Consider the following 23,494-nt stretch of genomic DNA (forward strand, 5'->3'; position numbering starts at 1 on the left):
TAGATATGAAAAAATATAGTTGGCTATTTATTTTATTAGGATGCCTTTACTTAAATTTAGTAGCGATACCTTCGGTGTATGCTCAAGAAATAACTTTTAATATTCCCGTGCTCGGGGAGAAATTCTTTCAGCATGATATGAGCAAAGTAAGATTAGTTTGGGCGGAAGATAAAAAAACTGGAGCGCAGGTAGGTTAATTTTAAAAGGAGATTTTTTTGATTCATAGTTACAGTCTGTTAGTTGGGATGGTGCAATTGTGGACGTTAAAGCGTCAGGCAAAGGACATTTGCAAATAGTTTTAAAAAGAACAATTGCCGCCGTAGTTTCAAAGGAAGTAAATAGTAAAGCACAAATAATCGAATATTTTATACAAGGTGATGTGGAAATGTTAGAGGGCTTATTACACGGAGCGGCTAATTTAGAGCGAATAGCTAAAAATAAAACGCAAGTAGCCAAAGATAATAAAGGTACAGTAGTCAGCTTTACTGGAACTTTCATAGCTGGACTAGAAGAAGGCTATGGCAAAATGTTATGGAAAGACAAAATTTTATTTGAAGGCGAGTGGAAGGCAGGTTGGGAAGATAGAGGGTACATGTTGAAAGTAGGTGGACCAGCCTTAAGATTTACTTATGAGGGCGAAATCAATCAAGGTAAAGCGAATGGAATCGGCAAGGTAACTATTCGTAACTTTGGTACTTATGAAGGCGAATTTAAAGATGGTAAATATCATGGTGAAGGTATTTTCCGATATCAATCCTTTCATAAAGGTGGTTTAAATAGAGATGATGAAATAGCTGGTGGGGCAAGCTTTACAGGGACATTTAGTAATGATCAAGCCAATGGTTATGGAGTGTTTAAAGATGGACACGGACAAATAATATATGCTGGTCAATGGCAAAATGGTAAGGCAGTCAATAATAATTAAAGGAGAAAGATATGGCAAATTACTATTTTCCAAGTTGTAAATTGCGTACTTATTCCCCGAAAAATGCTTTTAAGTTAGAGCAGTATTTACAAGAAAAGCATGGGCTTCTGATTGCCAACTGTTGTCGATTGCAACATAAACATTTAACACCTGAGGATACAGCTTATTATATTTGTAACACTTGTGCGGCGATCTTACGCGAGGGAAATTTAAAAACAAAAGTGCAGAGCATTTGGGAATTGTTGCTAGAAGATCGCGATTTTGTTTATCCGAACTATCAAGGCGAACCAATGAGCATACAAGATTGTTGGCGGGTATATGACAATTCCGCACAACAACTTGCTGTGCGGAAAATTATTAAGCTATTAAATATTAGCGTTTATGAGCTCGGGGATAATTTTATTAAAGCAGATTTTTGTGGGACGTCATTATGGGAACAATTACCTAGCCAAAATGCAATTTTAGCACCAGATAGATTTTTAATTAAGGGACGAAATAAATTTATAGTCCGCTCGGATAGAGAACGTCAAGAATTGATGCAAAAGCACTGTCAACAATTTAGGACGGCTAAGGTAGTAAGCTATTGCGTTTCTTGCACAAAGGGTTTAGCTCTTGGTGGAGCGAATGTACAGCATTTATTAGATTTGCTATTTAGGGAGGCGTAAGAGTTGTTTTGAATTATGTTAAACTGGATTTTTCCATTACAAGTTTTTAGCATAAATAAAAAAGTTACTTAATAAATGGTATGGTTGTCAATTCGTATGTTAGTTAAAATTTTTTACAACTGCTACTTGTGAGATTAAAAGTAGAATGGTACTATTTATTATAAATATTAATAAAAATGAAAGAAGGTTAGAATATGGATAGATTTGAAAAGGTGACAGTTGTTAAAGCCGCAAATATTTATTTTGAAGGTAAAGTTACTAGCAGAACGATATTATTTGCTAATGGAGAAAAGAAAACTCTAGGGATTATGATGCCAGGAGAGTACGAATTTGGGACAGGGGCTAAAGAGTTGATGGAAATTTTGGCTGGGAATGTAGAAATATTATTGCCTGACAGTAATGAGTGGACACCTATTGTTGCTGGCAAAAGTTTTGAAGTGCCTGCGAATTCTAAGTTTAAAATTGTGGTTACTGAGGTAACAGATTATTGCTGTTCCTATTTGGATTAATTATTATAAGCAGCTGACTGAAATTAAAGTTTTGGTCAGCTGTATTTATATATAGGTGTTGAAAATATCTGATAAAATATAATTATTGTTTACTAAAATAAGGGAGCAGAAGACGGGAAATGGAAAGTTTTAATAAAAAAGTAGTTATAATTACTGGTGGTAGTTCGGGAATTGGGTTGGCTACAGCAGAAAGCTTGTTGCGTAATAATTACAAAGTGGCGATAGTTGGTCGAGATATAACCAAAGGAAAGCAAGCAGAAAAAAAGTTGAAACTAATAGCAGCAGAGTGCCAGTTTTTTCAGGCGGATATTAGTCAGGTAGCGGAGTGTGAACGAGTTGTACAAGCGGTGGTAAATTTTTTTGGGCACGTAGATGCTTTGATAAATTCGGCAGGAGTATATTTAGAAAAATTACTGGCAGAAATGACGGAGAAAGATTATCAAGAATTGATGGATATAAATGTAAAGGGAACATATTTTATGTGTAAATATGTGGTGCCAGAATTGCGGAAAACCTCGGCTGGAGCAATTGTAAATGTTTCTTCTGATGCTGGGCAAAATGGCAATTTATTATGTTCGGCTTATTGTGCTTCCAAGGGGGCGGTCAATACTTTTACGAAGGCTTTAGCTTTAGAGCTTAGTCCGTATAATATCCGGGTTAATGCTGTATGTCCGGGCGATATTGATACGCCACTTACACGTGCCCAACTAAGTACTTATCCAAATCCAGAAGCGTGTTTAAAAGAAATGCAAAGTTTATATCCCAGTAATAGAATTGGCAAAGCCGAAGAAGTAGCGGCAGTTATTGCATTTTTGCTTTCTGATGCAGCTTCTTTTGTAGTAGGGGCTTTGTGGGCTGTTGATGGCGGGATAACAGCTTGCTGAGATTTAGTAGAATAAATCTTATTCATGTTATTTGGGGAGCAGAAAAAAGTATGAACAAGCGATAGCTGATTTTGATAAAGCAATTTTAATAAACGCTAAAAATGCTCCAGCTTATTATAACAAAGCACTTATTTGTGAAAAGGCTGGGCGTAAGGCAGAAGCAATTTAGGCCTTTAAAAAATTTGTAAACTGCTTTAATGGAGTTGTAATTGCGCCTAATGATCAAGCTTGTATTGATTATGCGAAACAACGCATTGCTACTTTGCAAAAATATGTGAAGAGAAAAAAGCAAATAGTACTAGTAAATCGCACTAAATGATAGGGAAAGCGGGAATATATGCCTTTATCAACTTAAGGGTATATTTTCTGGAAACTGCTTATATTGCGAGAGCTTTTGGCTTGTGCTATACTTTAATTAAGTATAAAAATACTATCTATAATACTTAGTATTTTTTGCTGATAAAATTGGAGAGGTGTCCGAGTGGTCAATGGTGCTTGACTCGAAATCAAGTGTGGTTAATAGCCACCGTGGGTTCGAATCCCACCCTCTCCGCCATTGAATTCAATGCTTCTAGCGTTTTGCTAGAAGCATTATTGTATGTGAAGAAAACCATGTGCTATGCACATGGTTTTCTTCACATACAATAATGAGTTGGTTAGTGCTACTAACCAACTGAAATTGACGGCGGTCTACAAAAAAATATCTGACTTATACATTGAAAACAGGCAAATCGAATTATAGAATGGGTTACTTATAGTGATGAAGTCCTTGCCGATATTTATTTTTACAATGAAGGAGTGTTAAGCCTTATGATTATAAAATCAGAAGAATTCAAAATAGCGATGTTTGCTGTACGTGACAGGATAGCAGAAGCCAAGCGGCGTGGAACACATAGGGGATTTATTGATTACGAGGGTTGTCTTACTGTGTGCCATGAGCTTATAGATATTCTTGAAGATGCGGGAAAAGCCGCAGAGCGTGGTGAATGTGCGTATGCCTATTCGGTTGCCGCTCTCATTCTCGTTAACTGTGCTAAACTTGCTAACTATGCCGATGATAGCGCGGGCGGTATTACTGATACACGAAGTTGGGTTGTGGAAGTTTTGGCGAAAGCCTGCTCGCATGTGGAGTACGGTTCGGCTGAAGCTGAATTTATATTTATCCAGTCATTGAAAGATAGTAGAAACAAGGCGTTTGAATATTGGGAAGAATTTGCCTATGACCTACTCCTAGCAACTGCTAGATTGGCAACGAGCAGAAATATCAATAAGTTGAATGCTGTTCTGGAGGCGTTTTCTGCAAGCTTATCACCAAAAGAATATTGCTCTTGGCATTTAGAAAGTAATAGCCTTGTTCGCCTTGCGGCGATTGCAGTAGTTGAGGGTGAGGTAGCAGCTGACAATTTTATTGCGAACAACCTCCAGTATGATGGTGTTTCGCGTATTGCTATTCAAAAGGCAATTAGCAAGGGTGATTATAGGGCTGCCGAAGTTCTGTGTCATAACAAGATCAACAGCAGCAGTGACCGCAACTACTACTGGACACGAGAGTGGTATGAATTCTTGTTTGAAATTTATCTTAAAATGGAGGATACGGCTAAACAAATAGGCCTTGCGGTAGATTTGTTGGTTTATAAGCATGATATAAAGTATTATGATGTATTAAAAAAACTGCTTAGGGAAAGTGGAGCTTGGGAAACGGAATATCCATCGCTGTTAGAGCGACTTGAACAAAATCTTCCTTACAATTTGTATATGCAAATTCTCTCTACAGAGGGAGAACTGAGTAGGTTGCTTACTGTAGTTTCTGCCCACCCGTCGAGTGTGTTTAATTATGGAGAACAGCTGTCTGTAGAGTTTCCACAAGCAACATATGAGCTCTGCTTGGAAGAAATTCGCAGCCAAGCTGTAGAAACTGGAAATCGCAGGAAATATAGGCAGATCTGCGACAATATTAAACGCTTATTTGTGTATGGGGCTGTTGCTGAAACATATGGCATCATTGATGAACTAAAAGCAAAGTATCCACGTCGTTCTGCGATGCTTGATGAGCTTCAAGGGCTACAGATAAGGCTGGCAAGGAAACAAAAATGATTGGTAACACTTGCAAATATCATGATGGAAGAACAAAAGGCTAAGATTTCTTAAAATACATCAGCAATGTTGTAATATCTACTGAAACATGTTAGGGATTTTGAGTGAATTAGGCTTTTGTGTATTTGGCTCCGCCACCGATTGCTTTTTGTTAACGATTAGGAAATGAGATTGAACGGATTGATTATCTAATAGAATAATCTAGCCTTAGGTAAAATATTATAGGCTAGAAAATCAGGAAAATGGAGGATATCTTAAGTTTGCTTTTGTACTATATGTTGAAATGTAAAATTATATAAAAATGATGTTTTTATGATTTTGGTTTTACTATAAATCGTATTGAAAAATTCTTTGATATGAGCAGACAATGTATCTGCTATAATTTAAATAATATTTATAAATAGAATGAAGTGGAGCTAGAAGAAACTGTAAAAGAAATTTTGACAGGTCAAATTGAAGAGCAACTGGAAGTGTCGCGTAAGCGTGAATATTATAATCTGGCTACCATTATTGCGGTTGGATAGTGGGTAAGCAGTTGTTAGGCAACACAGACATTAAAAAATTAAAAAAAGAAAATAGATAGATTAACGGAGGAAATTAAATGAATAACCAAACCTATAACCAAATTGTGAATTTTATCTGGGGTATTGCAGACGATTGCTTAAGAGACGTATACGTCAGAGGTAAATACAGAGACATTATTCTACCAATGACAGTTATTCGAAGACTAGATGCTGTACTTGAACCGACCAAGGAAGCTGTGCTACAAATGAAAAAAGCGCTGGATGCTGCTGGTGTTATTGAGCAGACCGCTGGATTGTGCAGTGCAGCAGGACAAGCTTTCTGCAATTCCTCACCCTTTGTACTTAGAGATCTTAAGTCTAGAGCGAAGAATCAACAGCTAAAAGCAGACTTTATCGCCTATCTGGATGGCTTCTCTCCAAATGTACAAGAGATACTTGCAAAGTTTGAATTCCGAAATCAAATCGACCGTATGATTGACGCAAACATTCTGGGAGCAGTCATTGAAAAATTTGTTAGTCCGACTGTTAACCTCAGTATTAATCCGGTTTTAGACGAAAAAGGCGAGGTTAAACTTCCTGGGCTTGATAATCATACAATGGGTGTTATTTTTGAAGAGCTAATACGAAAATTTAATGAAGAAAACAACGAAGAAGCCGGAGAACACTTTACGCCAAGAGATGTGGTAGAGCTCATGGCAGATATGACCATTTTGCCTGTAGTCGACAAATTGAAGGATGGCTCTTACCTTGTTTATGATGGCGCCTGTGGTACTGGTGGAATGCTTACCATCGCAGAAGAGCGTTTGCTAGAGCTAGCAGAGAAACACAATAAACAGGTTTCCATAAATCTCTTTGGGCAAGAAATCAACCCTGAAACTTATGCCATAACAAAAGCAGATATGCTTTTGAAAGGTGAAGGCGATCAGGCTGATAATATCAAACTGGGGTCAACGTTATCAGATGATCAGCACGCAACAAAGTATTTTGACTTTATGCTTTCTAATCCACCGTACGGTAAGAGTTGGAAGACGGATATGGAGCGCTTGGGAGGAAAAGGTGATATTTCCGATACTCGTTTTGTGGTTTCGCATAAAGATGAAGTTGAACTGAAAATGATTCCACGATCAAGTGATGGGCAGCTTTTGTTCTTAGCCAACAAGATCAGTAAGATGAAACACAATACAGAGCTAGGAAGCCGTATTGTTCAAGTTCACAACGGATCTTCATTATTTACCGGTGATGCAGGCCAAGGTGAAAGTAATCTCAGAAGGTACATTATAGAGAATGATTGGTTAGAAGCTATAGTGGCGCTTCCGGAAAATATGTTCTACAACACAGGGATAGCTACGTTCATCTGGATTGTCTCAAACCGAAAAGCTGCTCATAGACAAGGTAAAGTACAGTTAATCGATGCAACTTCCATGAAATCTCCACTTAGAAAAAATCTTGGTAATAAAAACTGTGAACTCACACCTGAAATACGAACTGAAATTGCAAAGCTTCTGATTGACTTTAAGGAAACAGAAGCATCCAAGATCTTTGATAATAAAGAGTTTGGATACTCAAAGATTACAGTTGAAAGACCGCTTAGACTCTCAGTGGATTTATCGCAAGTACATTTAGAGGCATTCGAGGCAGTATGTCGTGCAGTAGATGATATGCCAGTTATGAGCCTTCTTGAAGAAGTTGCAAGGGCGTTTGACTACGAAAAAGTAATGGATTTTAATTTATTCGAAAAAGCTTTAGATAAGGCGGCGGATAAGCTGAACATGAAATTGCCAGCTAAACGTAAGAATTTTATTAAAAATCATTTTGCTGAGGTAGATGAATCCGCAGAGAAAGTCATTAAGAAGATTCATAAAATCGGGAAAGTAGAAGCAAATCCACTTCATGGACTGTACGAGACTGATCAGGGAATTGTTGAATATGAACCTGACACCAATTTGCGTGATACAGAACAGATACCTCTTTTACACGAGGGTGGTATTCAAGCTTTCTTTAGGGATGAGGTATTAACATTTGCGCCCGATGCGTGGATTGATTCTACAAAAACACAGGTGGGTTATGAAATAAGCTTTACAAAGTATTTCTATAAGCCAGTGAAGCTGAGAACGTTACATGAGATTGTTAAAGACATTAAAACTTTAGAAGCTGAAACTGAAGGTTTACTGAATGAGATTATAGGGGGCTAAGAAGATGATGAATAATGAACTTAGACCTTATGAAGAAATGAAGAATAGCTATCAAGACTGGTTAGCTGAAGTTCCAAATCATTGGAGATTAGCGAAAGCAAAAAGAATATTTAGAGAAACATCAATTAAAGATCATCCGAATGAAGAACTATTGTCAGCAACACAAACACGAGGTGTAATACCAAGAAAGTTGCTTGAAACAAGAGTTGTTATGCCTATGGGTAATTTTGAATCTTTTAAGTTAGTGAAAGAGGGAAACTTTGTTATTAGTTTAAGATCTTTTCAGGGAGGATTAGAGTATTCAAAGTATCACGGTATTGTAAGCCCAGCGTATAATGTTTTAGAAGAATTTACGGGTCAAAATAGGATGTATTTTAAACATTTGATGAAATCGCAAGTATTTATAAGCGAACTGCAACGGAATGTAACAGGCATTAGGCAAGGTAAAAATATTGATGTTAATGATTTTAGAGAAATCATTATGCCAATTCCTCCACGCTCTGAACAAGACCAGATTGTTAGGTATCTCGACCATCAACTAGCAAAAATCAATAAATTCATCAAGGCAAAGAAAAAGCTTATTGCTGTTTTTAAAGAACAAATTGAGTGTTATGTATATGGTAATGATGCGGAATTCTCCGAAGATATTAATTCTTGGGAAACGAGTTTTCCAAAAGAATGGAAAATGATAAAAGCTAGCAGGCTGACAAAAGAAAAAAACATTAAGAACAAAGGTGAATATGAACTTTTAGCAGTTACTCAAGATAGAGGCGTTGTATTTAAAAAAGATTGTGAACAAAATTATGTATCACCTGCAGGAGATTTAAGCGGTTTAAAATTGGTAAGTGATGGTGATTATGTAATCAGTTTGCGATCATTTCAGGGTGGAATTGAGTTCTCTAATATTGAAGGTATTGTCTCTCCGGCTTATAACATATTTTCGTTAGTGAACGATTACGAATCTGAAGAATACAAACATTATTATAAGCAACTTTTTAAAACTAAAGCGTTTATATCGCTATTAAATACTGTTGTATCAGGAATCAGAGATGGCAAAAACATCAACTATTCCGATTTTGTAAAGTTGTTACTACCAGTACCACCACAGAATGTAGCAAATAAAGTATATAAGCTATCTTTAAAAATTGATAAAATGCAGAATGAATTTAATGCTGAGTTTGCGCTTCTTAAGGAATTTAGAGATGCTCTCATTTCAGATGTAGTAACAGGTAAAGTAGATGTTCGAAATATTACTATTGAAGAACTTGAAGAGGAAATCATTGAGGACACAGAACTTGATGAAGACTCAATAGACGATGAATCTCTTGAATCAGAGGATGGTGATGAATAGTGCCAGAATTACTGGACAATCAAATTGCTAAGGATATTAAGGACATTGTTTTTTCTGCTAGAGAGAATATCGCAAGACAAGTCAATAATGAAATGCTTATGGCTTATTGGCAAATTGGTAAACGGATATGTCATTTTGAGGAATCACAAAAATACGACGAAAAAAGTGCAAGAACCCTAATTATTGAGTTATCGGCATACCTTACAAAAGAGATTGGAAAAGGTTTTTCACGCTCCAATTTGTTTAATATGAGACGGTTTTACAAGCTGTATCCGTCTGTCCAGTCACTGACTGGACAACTATCGTGGACGCATTACTGTGAGCTCATTGCCATTTCAGACGAACACGAAAGAAGCTTCTATGAGAAGGAATGCATCCATTCTAAGTGGTCTGTTCGGGAACTTAAAAGGCAAATATCAACGTCTTTGTTTGAACGACTACTGCTTTCAAAAGGTGAAGCCAATAAAGAAACAGTGCTATCTCTTGCTAAAAATGGTAATGAATACATGAAGCCGATGGATATTTTAAAAGATCCCTATGTATTTGAGTTTTTAAACCTACCGGAAGAAAAGCCTGTTTTGGAAAAAGATCTGGAGCGAGCACTTTTGCTGCAATTGGAGCACTTTCTTCTAGAATTGGGCAGGGGCTTTATGTTTGTAGGCTCTCAGCAACGTATAACCCTTGGAAATAAGCATTACTATGTGGACTTGGTGTTTTACAACAAAATATTAAGAGCCTATGTACTGATTGACCTGAAAATAAATGATTTAGTGCCTGAGCACTTTGGGCAAATGAATATGTATGTAAATTACTACAATGCAGAAGTCAATGATGAAGGGGATAATCCACCCATTGGAATACTGCTGTGTAAAGGCAAAGATGAAATTGTGGCCGAATACGCCATCGGTGGTTTAAGTACCAATATTTTTGCATCAACCTATGTAAAGTATATTCCTGAAAAAGAACAACTGATTAAACAGATGGAGTATGTTTTAAGGAAGAACAGAGGCGGTGATGAATAGTGCCGAGTAATGTTAAAGAAGAAGGGTTTGAAACTCTTATAGTCAAGTATTTGACTGAAGTTAATGATTATGAGGAAGGCAAGAATTCCGACTATAATCGGGACTATGCTGTCGATGAAGCGAGATTGTTTCGATTTCTTGAAGCAACTCAGCCGGAAAAGCTTGAAAAGCTGGGGTTAGACATTGAAGCAAACAAGATTAAATTCTTAAATCGTTTGCAAGGGGAGATTGCTAAAAATGGTGTAATAGATGTTCTGAGAAATGGATTTAAGATTTACCCTGTTACCTTGGATATGTACTATATGATGCCATCGGTACAAAACCCAGCTGCGAAGGTGATGTATGAAAAGAACATTTTCAGTGTGACACGCCAGTTAATGTACTCAAAGGATAGTACCAGATTGGCATTGGATTTTGCTGTATTTTTAAACGGTCTCCCACTGATGACTTTCGAGCTTAAGAATCGTTTTACTAAGCAAAACTTAGACGATGCTATTTTGCAATATAAATCGGACAGGGATTCTAAAGAGCTTTTGTTCAACTTTGGTCGCTGTATGGTTCATTTTGCAGTAGACGACAATCAGGTTGCTATGTGCACGAAACTGGATGGCAAGAAGTCTTGGTTCCTGCCGTTTAATAAAGGCTATGAAGGTGGGGCGGGTAATCCCCCTAATCCTTCAGGGATAAAGACCGACTATCTGTGGAAAGAGGTTTTAACCAAGTTAGAACTATCAAATGTCATTGAAAATTTTGCGCAAATCATCGAAGAAAAAGATGAGGAAACAAAGAAAATCAAGCGCACACAGATTTTTCCGAGATATCATCAGCTATCTGCGGTCAAAACTCTGCTTGCGGATGTTGCAGGCAATGGCGTGGGACATAAGTACTTGATACAGCATAGTGCCGGTAGCGGAAAATCGAATTCGATTGCATGGTTGGCACATCAGCTGGTTTCTATGCAGCGATTGGGTAAGCCTGTGTTTGATTCAATCATTGTCGTAACAGACCGTATTAACTTGGATAAGCAAATCAAAAATACCATTAAAGGATTTATGCAGGTGGCTAATACTGTTGGCCATGCAGATAGCTCTGGAGATTTAAAGAAGCTATTACAAGATGGAAAGAAGATTATTGTAACGATTGTTCATAAATTTCCATACATCCTTGACGATATTGGGACATCTCATCGACAGAATAATTTTGCAATCATTATAGATGAAGCACACTCCAGCCAAAGTGGCAATATGTCAGCTAAAATGAATATGGCTCTTTCCTCTGACTACGAACAAGGAGAGGAAGAGTCTACGGAGGATAAGATTAATAGTATCCTTGAAGGCAGAAAGATGGTTAAGAATGCTAGTTATTTTGCATTTACCGCTACCCCAAAGAATAAAACTCTAGAGATGTTTGGTGTGCCATATGAAGCGGAAGGTAAAATAAAACACAGGCCGTTTCATAACTATACGATGAAGCAAGCGATTCAAGAGGGGTTCATCCTGGATGTCCTTAAGCATTACACGCCAATTAACAGCTATTATAAGATTGCAAAAACAGTTGAAGATGATCCTCTTTTTGATAAAAATAAAGCTCAGAAAAAGTTGAGAAAGTATGTTGAATCACAGGAAAAAGCTGTTCAGATTAAAGCAGAGATTATGATGGATCACTTTCAGGACTATGTGATTTCCAAAGGGAAAATTGGCGGCCAAGCTAGAGCCATGGTAGTGACAAGCAGTATCGAAAGAGCAATTCAATATTACTATTCCATTGAAAATTACCTACAAAAACGCAGAAGTGCTTATAAAGCCATTGTAGCTTTCTCGGGTGAGTATGACTATGGTGGTAAAAAGGTGACGGAAAGCTCTATTAATGGCTTTGCAAGCGGTGAAATTGAAAAACGAATGAAAAAAGATCCCTATAGGATTTTGGTAGTGGCAAATAAATTCCAAACCGGTTATGATGAGCCGCTTCTCCACACGATGTATGTTGATAAAGTACTGACGGATATTAAAGCTGTTCAAACGTTATCAAGGCTTAATAGGGCTCATCCTCAAAAACATGATACGTTTATTTTGGATTTTGCGAACGACACGGAAACCATCAAGGAATCTTTTGAAAAGTACTATACAACAACGGTGCTTTCAGATGTGACGGATCCTGATAAATTGAACGACTTAGAATCAGATATTAGGGCCTATCATGTTTTTACGGACTATCATGTAAATTCAGTGGTTGAACTTTATTTGATTGGGGCGGATAGAGATCAATTGGATCCTATCCTTGATGCTTGTGCTCATAACTATGAAAAAGATTTGGATGAAAATGGTCAAGTAGATTTTAAGAGCAAGTGCAAAGGTTTTGTTCGTACTTATGGGTTTTTAGCTGCTATTTTACCTTATGGAAATGCAGGCTGGGAGAGGTTATCAATTTTCTTGAATTTACTGGTTCACAAATTACCAGCGCCTATTGAAGAAGATTTGTCTGCGGGGATTTTGGAAGCGATTGATTTGGATAGTTACAGAGTAGAAGCGCAGACTGCTATGTCGATTGTTCTTGAAGATCAGGGAGAGTATAATATTGATCCGGTTCCGACTAGTGCAGGTGGTGGAAAAGGAGAAGCGGAACTTGATTTGCTAAGTAATATCCTTTTTGAGTTTAATGATTTATTCGGAAATATTGAATGGAAGGACATCGACCAAGTTAAGAAGCGTATTTCTGAGATCCCAGAAATGGTTGCAAAGGATAGAGATTATCAGAATGCAATGAAAAATTCAGACAAACAAAACGCAAAGATTGAAAGCAATAAAGCCCTGAACAAAGCAATTATCAATATTATGTCAGATAACATGGAAGTGTTTAAACAATTTAACGATAACCAATCATTTAAAAAATGGCTGTCAGATATGGTATTTAACTTAACATTCAATACAGATGGTGATGTTTATCAAGGACAGCCGAGAATATAGGAGGTTTAATTATGGCAGAAATTAAATATGAAATCAAAGAAAAATTCGGGATACTGTCAGAGTCGGCAAAGGGCTGGACAAAAGAACTCAATCTTGTGAGTTGGAATGACAAAGAACCAAAGTATGACTTGAGAGAGTGGGATTCTAATCATGAGAAGATGAGCAAAGGTATTACACTTTCTAAAGAAGAATTAATTAAATTAAGAGAAATTGTAAATGATATAAATCTTTTCAATTTCTAATTTGTTTGTAGAAGAAACATTTGAATACAAAAACAATGCTCTTGGGTACAGATGGAATTAATTTGGAAAAAATGGTTCGAAATTATGATGATGGCATTATATCAATATCAGAGCTTGCAGATTCACTTAATTTATTCTGCAAAAAACTTTCGGATGTTGGTATAGAAGATCAAATAGATGATGAAGACCTAGAGGAATTCCGAGAGCTTTTGGAGGAATAGTTGCTATGAAACTAAATCAGGTTCTTAAAGCTAAAAATTTATCTGTAGTTGTGTTGCAATGCGTTACGGTAATGGAGTTCCAGGAAATCTCCGTAAATTATACAAATATTTGTATTACATAACAAAAAGCGATAAAGAATGCAATCCTTCCTGGGATGAATTTAGCAGTATAATGAATAAACTTTACAAGGTGAAGAGCGTATAGCGGCATATTCAGTAGTTAATTCTAGTGGTTGGCGGTTATTAGCGATTTCTCCTAAAAAAGATATTTTGGCGAATGTAAGTGATATTCAGCGCAATACTTTATTGATTTATGTGCTAGCTTTTGTGATCTTATTAGTTGTGATAATTTTCACTATGAAAGTTATGTTAAAACAAATTCCGGATGTATTAACTGGTTTAGATAAAGTTAAAAATGAGGACTTTATTGCCCAATTAGCCGTTAAGTCTAGTGATGAAATTGGTCAAATTGCTGAAGCCTTTAATTCAATGGTTACTAATATCAAAGCTTTATTGCTAAGTGCTAAGGATGTAAATAGTCAAGTTAATGTTTCGGCTACCGAGCTTACTAATATTGCGGAAACAGCCAACGAAATGTCACAAGAAATAAGTAAAGCTATTGAACAAACTGCTATTGCAACTGGCGAACAAGCTAAAAATCTAGAAGTAGCTTCGATGCATGTTTTTGAGCTTGATAAAAAATTTGAACAAATTTTAGATAATAGTAGCAAATTAAATGGTGCGGTAAAAGAAGCTGAGGCAAGCAATCGTAATGGTATGGGTGCCGTTGAAGATCTGAAAAACGCAATGATTTGACTAATCAAGCGTCAAGAGCAATTGAGCAAACTGTAAGACAGCTTTCTGATAAATCAGAGGCAATAAATAGTATTTTAAATACAATTACTTCGATTTCTGGACAAACTAATCTATTGGCGTTAAATGCTAGTATTGAGGCAGCAAGAGCGGAAGAGGGTTTGCGGTTGTTGCCAACGAAATTCGCACCTTGGCAGAGGCTTCGGCGAGTTCCACAAATGATATTAAAAATATCATTGCTTCCATTCAAGAAGAAGTTTCTATTTCAGTAAACAAGGCAGTAGAAACTTGCGAGATTATTGAAGCTCAAAATAAAAGTGTGGAAGATGTTAATATTGTTTTTAGTACAATTTATGAAAAGATTAATAGCATGGATGAACAAATTGAAGCGACTACGCAGCTAATAAATGAGCTTAGTAACTCTAAAGATGTGATTGTGGATAATATTACCAATGTATCTGCAGTGGCTGAAGAAAATGCAGCTTCAGCGGAAGAAGTTACGGCGACTTTAAATGAGCAAGCCAATACTTTTAATAAAGTGTATGAACGTGTTGTGGAGTTAGAAAAATTGGCAAAAGATTTGGATCAAGATATTAATAAGTTTAGATTTTAATTAATACTTAAAGTTAAACAGCAACTAAGCGTGGTAAGAAAATCTAGTAAAAATTAACTAGAAAATAAACCAGTTTAGTTGCTGTTTTTGTGTATTTTCTACTAGTGAATAAATAATAGCTAGTCCTAGTAGATTAAATTTATTTACTTTCCTTTTGAGAATAGATTTTTGCCCATTCGCACATTGAATTAATAATCGGCAGTAGCGTTTGACCTTTTTCGGTTAAAGAATATTCTACTTTTGGAGGGATTTGTTGATATTCTTTGCGGTTAAGTAATTTTTCTGCTTCTAGTTCTTTTAACTGTTGACTTAGCATTTTATGGGTTATGCCAACTAGTTTACGTTTTAGTTCGCCATAACGTAGGAGTTGGTGTTCAAACAACATGTAAATTATTAACCATTTCCATTTGCCGCCCAAAATAGAGAGGGTATAGACAACTGGGCAATTGAGATTTAATTCTTTTTTTTCTTTGCTCATAGACTCTCCTAAAAGTTAGTATGCTATATAAAAGATAGTATCTAACGAAAAAGTGCATACTTTAATATTTAGAGAATAACACATATAATGAAAAAATACAAACATTAAAATTTGAGGAGGGCAAATAATGAAAGTAGTAGCATTTAATGGTAGTCCGCGCAAAGAAGGGAATACTTATCAAGCAATTAAGCTGGTGGCAACAGAGTTAAATGCAGCAGGAATTGAAGTAGAAATTATCCAAGTAGGAAATAAAGTTATTCGGGGTTGTTTAGCTTGCGGAGCTTGTTCGCGCAATAAAGATGAAAAATGTGTAATTGCTAATGATGAGGTTAATGAGTGGATTCAAAAAATCAAACAGGCAGACGGCATAATTTTAGGTTCACCCGTACATTATGCAGCGATAGCGGGGACGATGAAGTGCTTTTTAGATCGGGCTTTTTATGTAGGGGCTAATATTTTTAAACGCAAAGTTGGGGCAAGCGTAGTAGCCGTGCGCCGTTCTGGAGGCGTAAATGCTTTTAATCAACTAAATAATTATCTTAATTATGCGGAGATGTTAATGCCGAGTAGCAATTATTGGAATGTTATTCATGGTACAAAACCTGGCGATGCAGGGCAAGACGAAGAAGGTAAGCAGATTATGCGAGTGTTAGGGAAAAATATGGCTTGGCTACTTAAGATGGCGGAGCAAAGTAAAACACAAGTTTTAGAGCCTGAGCAGGAAAATAAAATTTATACAAACTTTATTAGGTAAATAAGACAAATAGAATTTATTAGTAAAAATAAAAAGCTAGGTTAAGAAACCTAGCTTTTTTACGATAAACATAGTATAAATAAATTTACTGTGGGGTGATTAGGTTGATTCAAAATGTAAATAGTAGCGTTAATACTGTGTTTTCAGGAACTGCAAATAAACAGAAAACAGTTCCGGTGCAGGCAACTAACTTTGGTAGCTATTTGAAGACGGAAGAAAAAGCAAGTGAGCCAGCTGTATATAAATTTCCTGAAGAAAATTCTGGAGAAACAGCAGGGAAAAAGGCCGAAGAAAAAAGTAAAAAAACAATTTGGTCACAGGTTGAGGGCAATTATTATTGCACCTATATGATAGATGCCAAGGGTAATAAAATTTTACTAAGCCAGGTGCCAGTAGATGTAGCACAGCTTAACAAGACAGACAATATGGCAACTTTGGCAAGCGGTATTACGGCAAATCAAGCTAACGAACAAAATGGTGTAAATAGTGAGAACACCAAAAACACTTTAGAGTTAATTAAGTCCGTAGTGGGAATTCCAAATGAAATTGACACTAAAAAAGAACTGAAATAAAACTAAAACCGACTATAATGAAAAAATATAGTCGGTTTTGTGCTATAATATAGCTAATTTTACAATTTTATCAGAGCGTAAAGCACAAAGGGCGAGTAATGAAAAAGTTCAAAGTGCAGAATTTAGAGGGGGAACGATTTATGACATTTAACTTAGATACCTATTTGCAAGAACTAGAAAAACTGGTAAACATTGATAGTGGATCAAAATGTCTAGCTGGAGTTGAAAGAGTTGGCGAATATTTTGCAGATAAATTTAAAACTTTAGGCTGGAAAATAACTAGACATAATTTTGATCAAACTATTGCGCCTTGTTTTGAAATAAGCAATACTGATAAAGAAGCATATGATGTGTTACTTTTAGGTCATATTGATACTGTTTTTCCAGCGGGGACTGTGCAAGAACGACCTTTTATAATTAAAGATAAGCGTGCATATGGTCCAGGGGTTATTGATATGAAGTCTTGTATACTCTCAACTTATTACGCGCTGGAACAATTGCAGGCAGAGGGGAAGCTGCAAGACAAAGCAATATGCTTGATTTTAAATAGTGAAGAAGAGGTAGGTTCTAATTTTACCCAGACTTGGATTGAAACTTTAGCAGCAAAAAGTCGTTATGTATTGGTAATTGAATCAGCACGTGTAAATGGGGATTTGGTTTTAAGCCGTAAGGGTTTAGGCAGATATGATCTAGAGTTTAAAGGAGTGTCTGCACACGCAGGTGTTGCACCAGAAAATGGAATTAGTGCTATTGGTGAATTAGCCTATTGGATTACGCAACTACATAGTTTAACAGATATTGCGGCAGGGCTCACGGTAAATGTAGGTGTTGTTTCTGGTGGAACAGCTGCTAATGTTATTGCTGAACAAGCTAAAGCAGAAGTTGATTTTCGCTATGTAAATCCTCAACAAATAGAGCAAATAGAAAGAAAGCTTAAAGAGTTGATTGCCCACTCACAACAAACAGGGGTGAAAGTAATTATCCAAGGAGGAGCTAATCGTCCGCCGATGATACCGAACGAGAAAACTAAAGTTTTATGTGCTTTGACGGAAAAAATTGGTCAAGAGGTAGGAGTTGAAGTAAATTGGGCAGCTACTGGTGGTGGCTCAGATGGCAATTTTACTGCGGCAATTGGTATTCCTACTATTGATGGATTAGGACCAGTTGGTGGTGGTGCACATAGTGCGACAGAGTATTTGGAAATTGAATCTATTGAAAAGCGCCTACTGTTATTAAAAAAACTTATAGAAAGAGCACCGCAATTATAGAGTTTAGTAATAAAAGTAGTAAATAAATTAAGTTAAATTAGAAATTAACTATATATTTTCGACTAAATTCCTGCTAAAATTATAGTATAACAAGTAAGGGGGAAACAAAGTGCGTTATCAGTATAAACAAATGCAACAACAACAAATGCAAGCTAATTCTAGAGCATTAATTAAAGCAGACAATAAATTATTTAGAGTGCAAAATCCTATTCGCAATGAATTAACAACTGCTATTTTATTTTTATTTAAATTTCATTTAAAAAATAGCATAAAGAAAACGATGGCAAAACATCCACAAGCGAATATAATTTTTGATAGAGTAGGTGGCTCTTGGTGGAAACCAGAATTTCACATTGTGGTAGGTGGTAAGACGAAAAAAATTGTTGATGCGGCAACAGAAACTTTGCAGTTTAATTTGAACCGTGGTAAGAAGAAAGATGAAAAAGACAATAGCAAAACTGCCAAAGATGAAAAAAAACCAGCTAACAATAAAAAATAACTTCAGTTTTAAAAGTGTGCGCAAATTGAACTGCTTTCTATAAGTTAGAACCAAATCTAACTTGTAGAGGGCAGCACAAATAAAAAAGCGACGCTTTTTTTTATTTTGTATTTAGATTATTTAAGAAATAGGAAAAAAGTACGATAGAATAGTTAAATTAGCCGATTAAGTCCTTAAAGGGAATATATGTGCAACAGTAGGTTAATCATATGAATAAAAGGGGTTGCTCCGACTTTAGGCTGAAGTTTGGATTGTTTATAAAAATTTGGATGTGTGAAAAATTTTTTACAAAATTTTTATATATGGTCCTATATTTTTCAAAAAGTGGTATAATAGTACTAAAAAAAGAGGAAGGAAGTTTTGAAGATGGCACAAATTAATGATGTTTTATCAAGTAGCACCATGTCCTCAATGTATACTTCTGCACTTCAAAGTGCAAAGGCTAAAAAAGAAGAAGAGTTAAAGGCACAGCAAGAAAATCCAGCAGCTAATGCCGTAAATATAGTTTCCACAGCTAATGTCGAGGCTGATAAAGAAGTAGCTGAAGCTGAAAAAAAAGATGCTGTAGGGCCAGCTTATTCAGTAGAACTTAGTAAGGCGGGAATTCTTTTAAGTGAAGCGAGTGCGGCAACTGCAGCTCAAGCTACAACTGTAGTTACAGATGTTAAAGAAACAGCAACTGATGTTGAAGTTAAAGCAGCTGTAAACAAAATAGCGGGAGCTGTTTCTGGCGAAAAATCAGTAGGAGCAGCACCAACTGGAGCGCCGCCAGCAGGAGCGCCTCCAGCAGGTAAACCGCCAACAACTAGTAGTACTGAAGAAGATGAAAGTTCAGAATCCAGCTCTAGTTTAGCACAATATACGGAGGCACAGTTGCAAGAGATGCTTAGCAATGGTGAGATTAGTCAAGCAGCGTATGTTGCAGAAATTGCCCAACGCAAAGCTAGTGATGAGAAGGTTGTTCTAGACCTTCAAAAACAAGAAGTAGAAGAACCCAAAGAAGCTGCAAACAGCGATGATATTGTAAATAAAAAACAAGAAGCACAACTTTAATTTAGCTTTAGGGCTTTAAGGGAAAAAATCGATTAAATAGGCTTGACTATATAAAGTAGTTTAGTTATAATATATGAAATATCAATTAGAATTGAAAAACAGATAATTGCCGATCAGAAATCTGAAGGCCTAGTTTCTAAGTAGAAACTAGGCCTTTTTTTATAAAAATTTAAAAAGGTGGAAATAACATGGATAATAATGCAGATAATTTTGAAGTGGTTATCAATAGGCGAGGAACTGGTAGTAGAAAATGGGATGATGTTGCTGCAGTATTTGGTAATGATAAAGTGTTACCACTTTGGATTGCAGATATGGATTTTGCTGCACCTAGCAATGCAGTAGAGAAAATCATAGAGCGAGCAAAGCATCCGATATATGCCTATAATAATAATGATTTGGAATTTGTAGAAGCAATTGTAAATTGGACAAAAAACAGGCATAATTGGGATATTAAAAATGAATGGATTGTCCAAACTCCAGGAGTGGTACCCGCAATAGTTATGTCAATTTTGGCATTGTCTAAGGAAAATGAAGGTGTTATTATTCAGACACCAGTATATCCACCGTTTTTTGCGGCTATCGAAGATAATAAACGGGTAGTGGTTAAAAATGAACTTGTTTTTAATAAGGGGCGTTATGAAATTAACTTTGTGGATTTAGAAGAAAAGTTTGCAGATAAAAACAACAGAATATTTTTATTGTGCAGTCCACATAATCCAGTTGGACGAGTATGGACAAAAAGTGAACTAGAAAAAATAAATAAATTGGCAATAAAATATAACATTCAAGTACTATCTGATGAAATCCATAGTGATATTGTATATGAAGGGCACAAACACACAGTTTTTGCATCTTTAGCTAAAGCTGAGAACAGTGAAGTTGTTACTTTTATGGCTGCAAGCAAAACCTTTAATATTGCCGGGTTGAATACATCGTATGTTATTATCCCTTGTGGATATAAGCGGGAACTTATTAGAGGGCAGATTAATCGTTTGCATATAAACAGGAATAATATTTTTGGTGTACTAGCCACAAAAGAAGTCTATAAGTCAGGAGAAGAATGGCTGAAAAATTTATTATTGTATTTAGAAAAAAATGCCGATACACTAGTGGAATTTATAGAGACACGTTTACCGAAAATAAAAGTTGTAAAGCCCGAAGGGACTTTTTTAGCGTGGTTAGATTTCAGTGCATATTTTGATAGAAGTGATGAACTAAATAAATTTCTAATAGAAAAAGCAAACCTGGGACTAAATTCAGGCATATCTTTTGGTGAACAGGGGGAGTGTTTTGCAAGGCTTAATTTTGCGACTTCGAGAAATATTTTATTAGAAGCGTTACTTCAGTTAGAAGAGGCACTCAAAATAATTGATTAAAAATACAAAAAAAATGGGGGGATTTGAACGAAAATGCACTATAATAATTAATTTCAAGTTAAACTATTGCATAACAACCTACTATCTAGTATGATATCTTTAATAAACTGGAAGAGGTGAGCGTATGATTTATCGGAAACCGACATTTAAAGATGTAGAAGCAATGTTTGAACTTGTTAATAATTATGCAGAACAAGGGTTAATGTTAGGGCGCTCGCGAAATGTATTATATGAATCTTTGCGTGATTTTATTGTCGCGGAAGAAAATGGTGAAATTGTCGGTATGGGCGCGCTATATTTGATGTGGAATGAATTAGCCGAAATTCGTGCTATGGCGATTGCTCCACAAGTCACTAAATCAGGAATTGGTAGAAATATTGTTCAGGCTTTGATTGAAGAAGCTAAAAATTTAGGTGTAACTACAGTATTTGCGTTAACTTATCAACCAGATTTTTTTAAAAAACAAGGGTTTACGGAATTACCTAAGGAAGAATTGCCCCATAAGGTTTGGAAAGAATGTATCAATTGCACCAAATTTCCTAATTGTGACGAAATAGCCTTAAGTATAAAAATCTAAGATTGTTTTTAGTTAGCTGGGAAGAGGATTGAAAAAGTTAATAGCTATTTTATAAAAGCTGATTGGAAGACCAAAGGCATTTTAATTTTCAAGGGGAAATTATTTGCTGTTGGTCTTTTTTTGTTTAATTGCATAAGCTAAAGATCACAGTTGATGTGTTTACTGCAAATTTAAAGAAATAATAAGAGGAGATAATTATATGCAAAAAGAGGGTAATTATTTGGATAATTGGTATAAAAAAGAAGATTATTGGGCTATTATTATAGCAATGGGAATAATATTAGTGGCAACTGTCGGGTTTTTTGCAGGTTATCATAAGCTACTAAACATTCTTACAGTGAATATTCCTACATGGAGTACTAGCTTTGAGAAGCTAGGTTTTTATTTTGCAGAACACGGTTTAAACGTTGGAGCTTTATTTATCTTTTTTGCCTTAGCTTTCACGGGCGCAGGTAGATTTTTAGGACATTACTCGAAAAATTATTTGGCAAGTTTTTCGACGCTGTTTATTTTATCAATTGTTGTGAGTATTTTGGGTTCAAATAAAATTTTGAAAAACTGGCAATTAGAAACTCCATTGTTAGCATTAATTATAGGCATGCTCCTCAGCAACACTTTTAAGTTGCCGCAGTGGTTTTATACTGGAATACGTACGGAGTTTTATGTTAAGACAGGAATTGTTTTAATGGGAGCTACATTGCCATTTACCGTAATTATGCAAGCAGGACCAATGGCAATTTTACAAGCTAGCATTGTAGCAATTACAACTTTTATCACTATATATCTTGCAGCCACACGATTGTTTAATTTAGATAAGCGTTTTGGAGCGACCTTAGCTGCTGGTGGTTCAATCTGTGGGGTTTCAGCTGCTATTGCAATTGGCGGAGCATGTCAAGCTAAAAAAGAACATGTATCGGTGTCAATATCTATGGTAATTGTTTGGGCAATTGCTATGATTTTTGCCTTACCCTTGTTGGCTAAATTATTTGGCTTAGAAGCTGGCCCAGCTGGGGCGTGGATTGGAACTTCGGAATTTGCTGATGCGGCTGGATTCGCTGCTGCAGAGGCAATAGGTGATGAAAGAGCAGTTAAAACTTTTACTTTAATGAAAGTAGTTGGACGAGATATGTTTGTAGGCGTTTGGGCATTGCTGGTAGCTTTTCTTTCAGTGACACGTTGGGAAAACAAGAGCATTAGGGAGTCTAGTAAAATTAATTTTAAAGAAATTTGGCAAAGATTTCCTAAATTTATTATTGGATTTTTAGTAGCATCTTTATTTGTGACGATAATTTTATCTTTTACTGAAGTTAGTTTAGTAAAAAGTTTCAACAAAGATGTTTTAGGGCCGATAAAAGGGTTGCGAGCTTGGACATTTACATGGACTTTTTTATGTATAGGGCTTACTACTCGCTTTAAGGAACTAACTTCTTTTGGCTGGAAGCCATTAGCTGCTTTTACTATTGGGGTGGCTATTAATGTACCATTAGGCTATATTTTATCGAATATAGTTTTTGTCAATTACTGGTTGGGGATTAAATAATGGTAGAGTACATAACTAGAGTAATTATTAACCTAAAAGAATTAGAAAAGGTGCATTTAGTTCTAAGTTCGCCAAGTAAAATGGCTGCTGAAATCAATGATTATGCTAAGCGAGTTGCCAATAAGGCTACACAAATTGCCAAGCTGATAGAAGTGCTAGGGGAATTAGGCTTTATCCTTAAAAATACAGGTAGCTATATCTACGCTGATTCAGAAACCATAGAAGCTCAGGTTATTAAAAACTTATTGAAGGAGCGCGGGTTTGAAAGTAGCGAGTATCAGCTATATGTAGAATATCGCCGATTAAAAGGAATAATGTAAATAGGTGGGCAGTTGATGCCCACCTATTTACATTATATT

At 36.0% G+C, this 23,494-nt stretch carries 24 protein-coding genes, 1 tRNA gene and 1 pseudogene; 25 read left to right on the top strand and 1 reads right to left on the bottom strand.

Annotated features, from left to right (window positions below):
• Window positions 1-5: 5 nt before the first annotated feature.
• The 16 genes and pseudogenes from SUCMO_RS0102890 to SUCMO_RS0102975 all read left to right on the top strand — a co-directional run bounded on the left by SUCMO_RS0102890 (window position 6) and on the right by SUCMO_RS0102975 (window position 15,018).
• The gene (locus SUCMO_RS0102890; protein WP_019878958.1) at window positions 6-197 is read left to right on the top strand and encodes a hypothetical protein; all 192 of its coding nucleotides are present in this window, start codon (window positions 6-8) and stop codon (window positions 195-197) included.
• A 59-nt stretch (window positions 198-256) separates the two neighbouring features.
• A complete protein-coding gene (locus tag SUCMO_RS0102895; protein ID WP_019878959.1) occupies window positions 257-925 on the top strand; it encodes an MORN repeat-containing protein in 669 nt (222 codons plus the stop codon).
• Between the two features lie 11 nt (window positions 926-936).
• Window positions 937-1,590, top strand: a complete 654-nt coding sequence (locus SUCMO_RS0102900; protein ID WP_019878960.1) for a hypothetical protein — start codon at window positions 937-939, stop codon at window positions 1,588-1,590.
• Between the two features lie 194 nt (window positions 1,591-1,784).
• A complete protein-coding gene (ppnP, locus tag SUCMO_RS0102905; protein WP_019878961.1) occupies window positions 1,785-2,099 on the top strand; it encodes a pyrimidine/purine nucleoside phosphorylase in 315 nt (104 codons plus the stop codon).
• Window positions 2,100-2,218: 119 nt separating this feature from the next.
• A complete protein-coding gene (locus SUCMO_RS0102910) occupies window positions 2,219-2,983 on the top strand; it encodes an SDR family NAD(P)-dependent oxidoreductase (RefSeq protein ID WP_019878962.1) in 765 nt (254 codons plus the stop codon).
• A gap of 31 nt (window positions 2,984-3,014) precedes the next feature.
• Window positions 3,015-3,152, top strand: coding sequence for a tetratricopeptide repeat protein (locus tag SUCMO_RS11145; RefSeq protein ID WP_019878963.1), 138 nt, complete (start codon window positions 3,015-3,017; stop codon window positions 3,150-3,152).
• Between the two features lie 298 nt (window positions 3,153-3,450).
• Window positions 3,451-3,539 (top strand) — tRNA-Ser (locus SUCMO_RS0102920).
• 254 nt (window positions 3,540-3,793) lie between these two features.
• Window positions 3,794-5,077, top strand: a complete 1,284-nt coding sequence (locus SUCMO_RS0102925) for a hypothetical protein (RefSeq protein ID WP_019878964.1) — start codon at window positions 3,794-3,796, stop codon at window positions 5,075-5,077.
• A 601-nt stretch (window positions 5,078-5,678) separates the two neighbouring features.
• Complete coding sequence (locus tag SUCMO_RS0102935) at window positions 5,679-7,793, top strand: type I restriction-modification system subunit M (RefSeq protein ID WP_019878966.1); 2,115 nt, start codon at window positions 5,679-5,681, stop codon at window positions 7,791-7,793.
• 4 nt (window positions 7,794-7,797) lie between these two features.
• Window positions 7,798-9,144 carry a restriction endonuclease subunit S gene (locus SUCMO_RS10920; RefSeq protein ID WP_019878967.1) on the top strand — a complete coding sequence of 449 codons (1,347 nt, stop codon included), beginning with the start codon at window positions 7,798-7,800 and terminating at the stop codon, window positions 9,142-9,144.
• Entirely contained in the window at window positions 9,144-10,166 is a 1,023-nt protein-coding gene (locus SUCMO_RS0102945) for a PDDEXK nuclease domain-containing protein (protein WP_019878968.1), read from the top strand. The genes SUCMO_RS10920 and SUCMO_RS0102945 overlap by 1 nt, the downstream gene beginning before the upstream one ends.
• Window positions 10,163-13,129: a DEAD/DEAH box helicase family protein gene (locus tag SUCMO_RS0102950; protein WP_156819235.1), complete on the top strand. Its 2,967-nt coding sequence runs from the start codon at window positions 10,163-10,165 to the stop codon at window positions 13,127-13,129. The genes SUCMO_RS0102945 and SUCMO_RS0102950 overlap by 4 nt, the downstream gene beginning before the upstream one ends.
• Before the next feature lie 11 nt (window positions 13,130-13,140).
• Window positions 13,141-13,371: a YdbC family protein gene (locus tag SUCMO_RS0102955; protein ID WP_019878970.1), complete on the top strand. Its 231-nt coding sequence runs from the start codon at window positions 13,141-13,143 to the stop codon at window positions 13,369-13,371.
• A gap of 20 nt (window positions 13,372-13,391) precedes the next feature.
• Window positions 13,392-13,592 carry a hypothetical protein gene (locus SUCMO_RS0102960; RefSeq protein WP_019878971.1) on the top strand — a complete coding sequence of 67 codons (201 nt, stop codon included), beginning with the start codon at window positions 13,392-13,394 and terminating at the stop codon, window positions 13,590-13,592.
• A gap of 270 nt (window positions 13,593-13,862) precedes the next feature.
• Window positions 13,863-14,408: a HAMP domain-containing protein gene (locus SUCMO_RS0102970; RefSeq protein ID WP_019878973.1), complete on the top strand. Its 546-nt coding sequence runs from the start codon at window positions 13,863-13,865 to the stop codon at window positions 14,406-14,408.
• Window positions 14,405-15,018, top strand: a pseudogene (locus SUCMO_RS0102975) (methyl-accepting chemotaxis protein). The gene SUCMO_RS0102970 and the pseudogene SUCMO_RS0102975 overlap by 4 nt, the downstream one beginning before the upstream one ends.
• A gap of 139 nt (window positions 15,019-15,157) precedes the next feature.
• Here SUCMO_RS0102975 and SUCMO_RS0102980 read toward each other — a convergent pair.
• Window positions 15,158-15,496, bottom strand: a complete 339-nt coding sequence (locus SUCMO_RS0102980) for a winged helix-turn-helix transcriptional regulator (protein ID WP_019878976.1) — start codon at window positions 15,494-15,496, stop codon at window positions 15,158-15,160.
• 127 nt (window positions 15,497-15,623) lie between these two features.
• Here SUCMO_RS0102980 and SUCMO_RS0102985 point away from each other — a divergent pair, with 127 nt between their 5' ends.
• The 9 genes from SUCMO_RS0102985 (at window position 15,624) to SUCMO_RS0103030 (ending at window position 23,455) form a co-directional block, all read left to right on the top strand.
• Window positions 15,624-16,250 (top strand): flavodoxin family protein, encoded by a 627-nt coding sequence (locus tag SUCMO_RS0102985; RefSeq protein WP_019878978.1) that lies wholly within the window; start codon window positions 15,624-15,626, stop codon window positions 16,248-16,250.
• 104 nt (window positions 16,251-16,354) lie between these two features.
• Entirely contained in the window at window positions 16,355-16,822 is a 468-nt protein-coding gene (locus SUCMO_RS0102990; RefSeq protein WP_019878979.1) for a hypothetical protein, read from the top strand.
• Window positions 16,823-16,962: 140 nt separating this feature from the next.
• The gene (locus SUCMO_RS0102995) at window positions 16,963-18,090 is read left to right on the top strand and encodes a M20 family metallopeptidase (RefSeq protein ID WP_019878980.1); all 1,128 of its coding nucleotides are present in this window, start codon (window positions 16,963-16,965) and stop codon (window positions 18,088-18,090) included.
• A 109-nt stretch (window positions 18,091-18,199) separates the two neighbouring features.
• Entirely contained in the window at window positions 18,200-18,589 is a 390-nt protein-coding gene (locus SUCMO_RS0103000; protein ID WP_019878982.1) for a hypothetical protein, read from the top strand.
• A 366-nt stretch (window positions 18,590-18,955) separates the two neighbouring features.
• Window positions 18,956-19,642, top strand: a complete 687-nt coding sequence (locus tag SUCMO_RS0103010) for a hypothetical protein (protein ID WP_019878984.1) — start codon at window positions 18,956-18,958, stop codon at window positions 19,640-19,642.
• A 188-nt stretch (window positions 19,643-19,830) separates the two neighbouring features.
• Window positions 19,831-21,018 carry a MalY/PatB family protein gene (locus SUCMO_RS0103015; protein WP_019878985.1) on the top strand — a complete coding sequence of 396 codons (1,188 nt, stop codon included), beginning with the start codon at window positions 19,831-19,833 and terminating at the stop codon, window positions 21,016-21,018.
• 124 nt (window positions 21,019-21,142) lie between these two features.
• Window positions 21,143-21,595, top strand: a complete 453-nt coding sequence (locus SUCMO_RS0103020; protein ID WP_019878986.1) for an N-acetyltransferase — start codon at window positions 21,143-21,145, stop codon at window positions 21,593-21,595.
• A 199-nt stretch (window positions 21,596-21,794) separates the two neighbouring features.
• Window positions 21,795-23,135 (top strand): YeiH family protein, encoded by a 1,341-nt coding sequence (locus SUCMO_RS0103025; protein ID WP_019878987.1) that lies wholly within the window; start codon window positions 21,795-21,797, stop codon window positions 23,133-23,135.
• Window positions 23,135-23,455, top strand: coding sequence for a hypothetical protein (locus SUCMO_RS0103030; RefSeq protein WP_019878988.1), 321 nt, complete (start codon window positions 23,135-23,137; stop codon window positions 23,453-23,455). Before SUCMO_RS0103025 ends, SUCMO_RS0103030 begins: the two co-directional genes overlap by 1 nt.
• The last annotated feature ends 39 nt before the right edge of the window (window positions 23,456-23,494 follow it).

It is taken from the genome of Succinispira mobilis DSM 6222, assembly GCF_000384135.1.
Taxonomy (GTDB): Bacteria; Bacillota; Negativicutes; order Acidaminococcales; family Succinispiraceae; genus Succinispira; species Succinispira mobilis.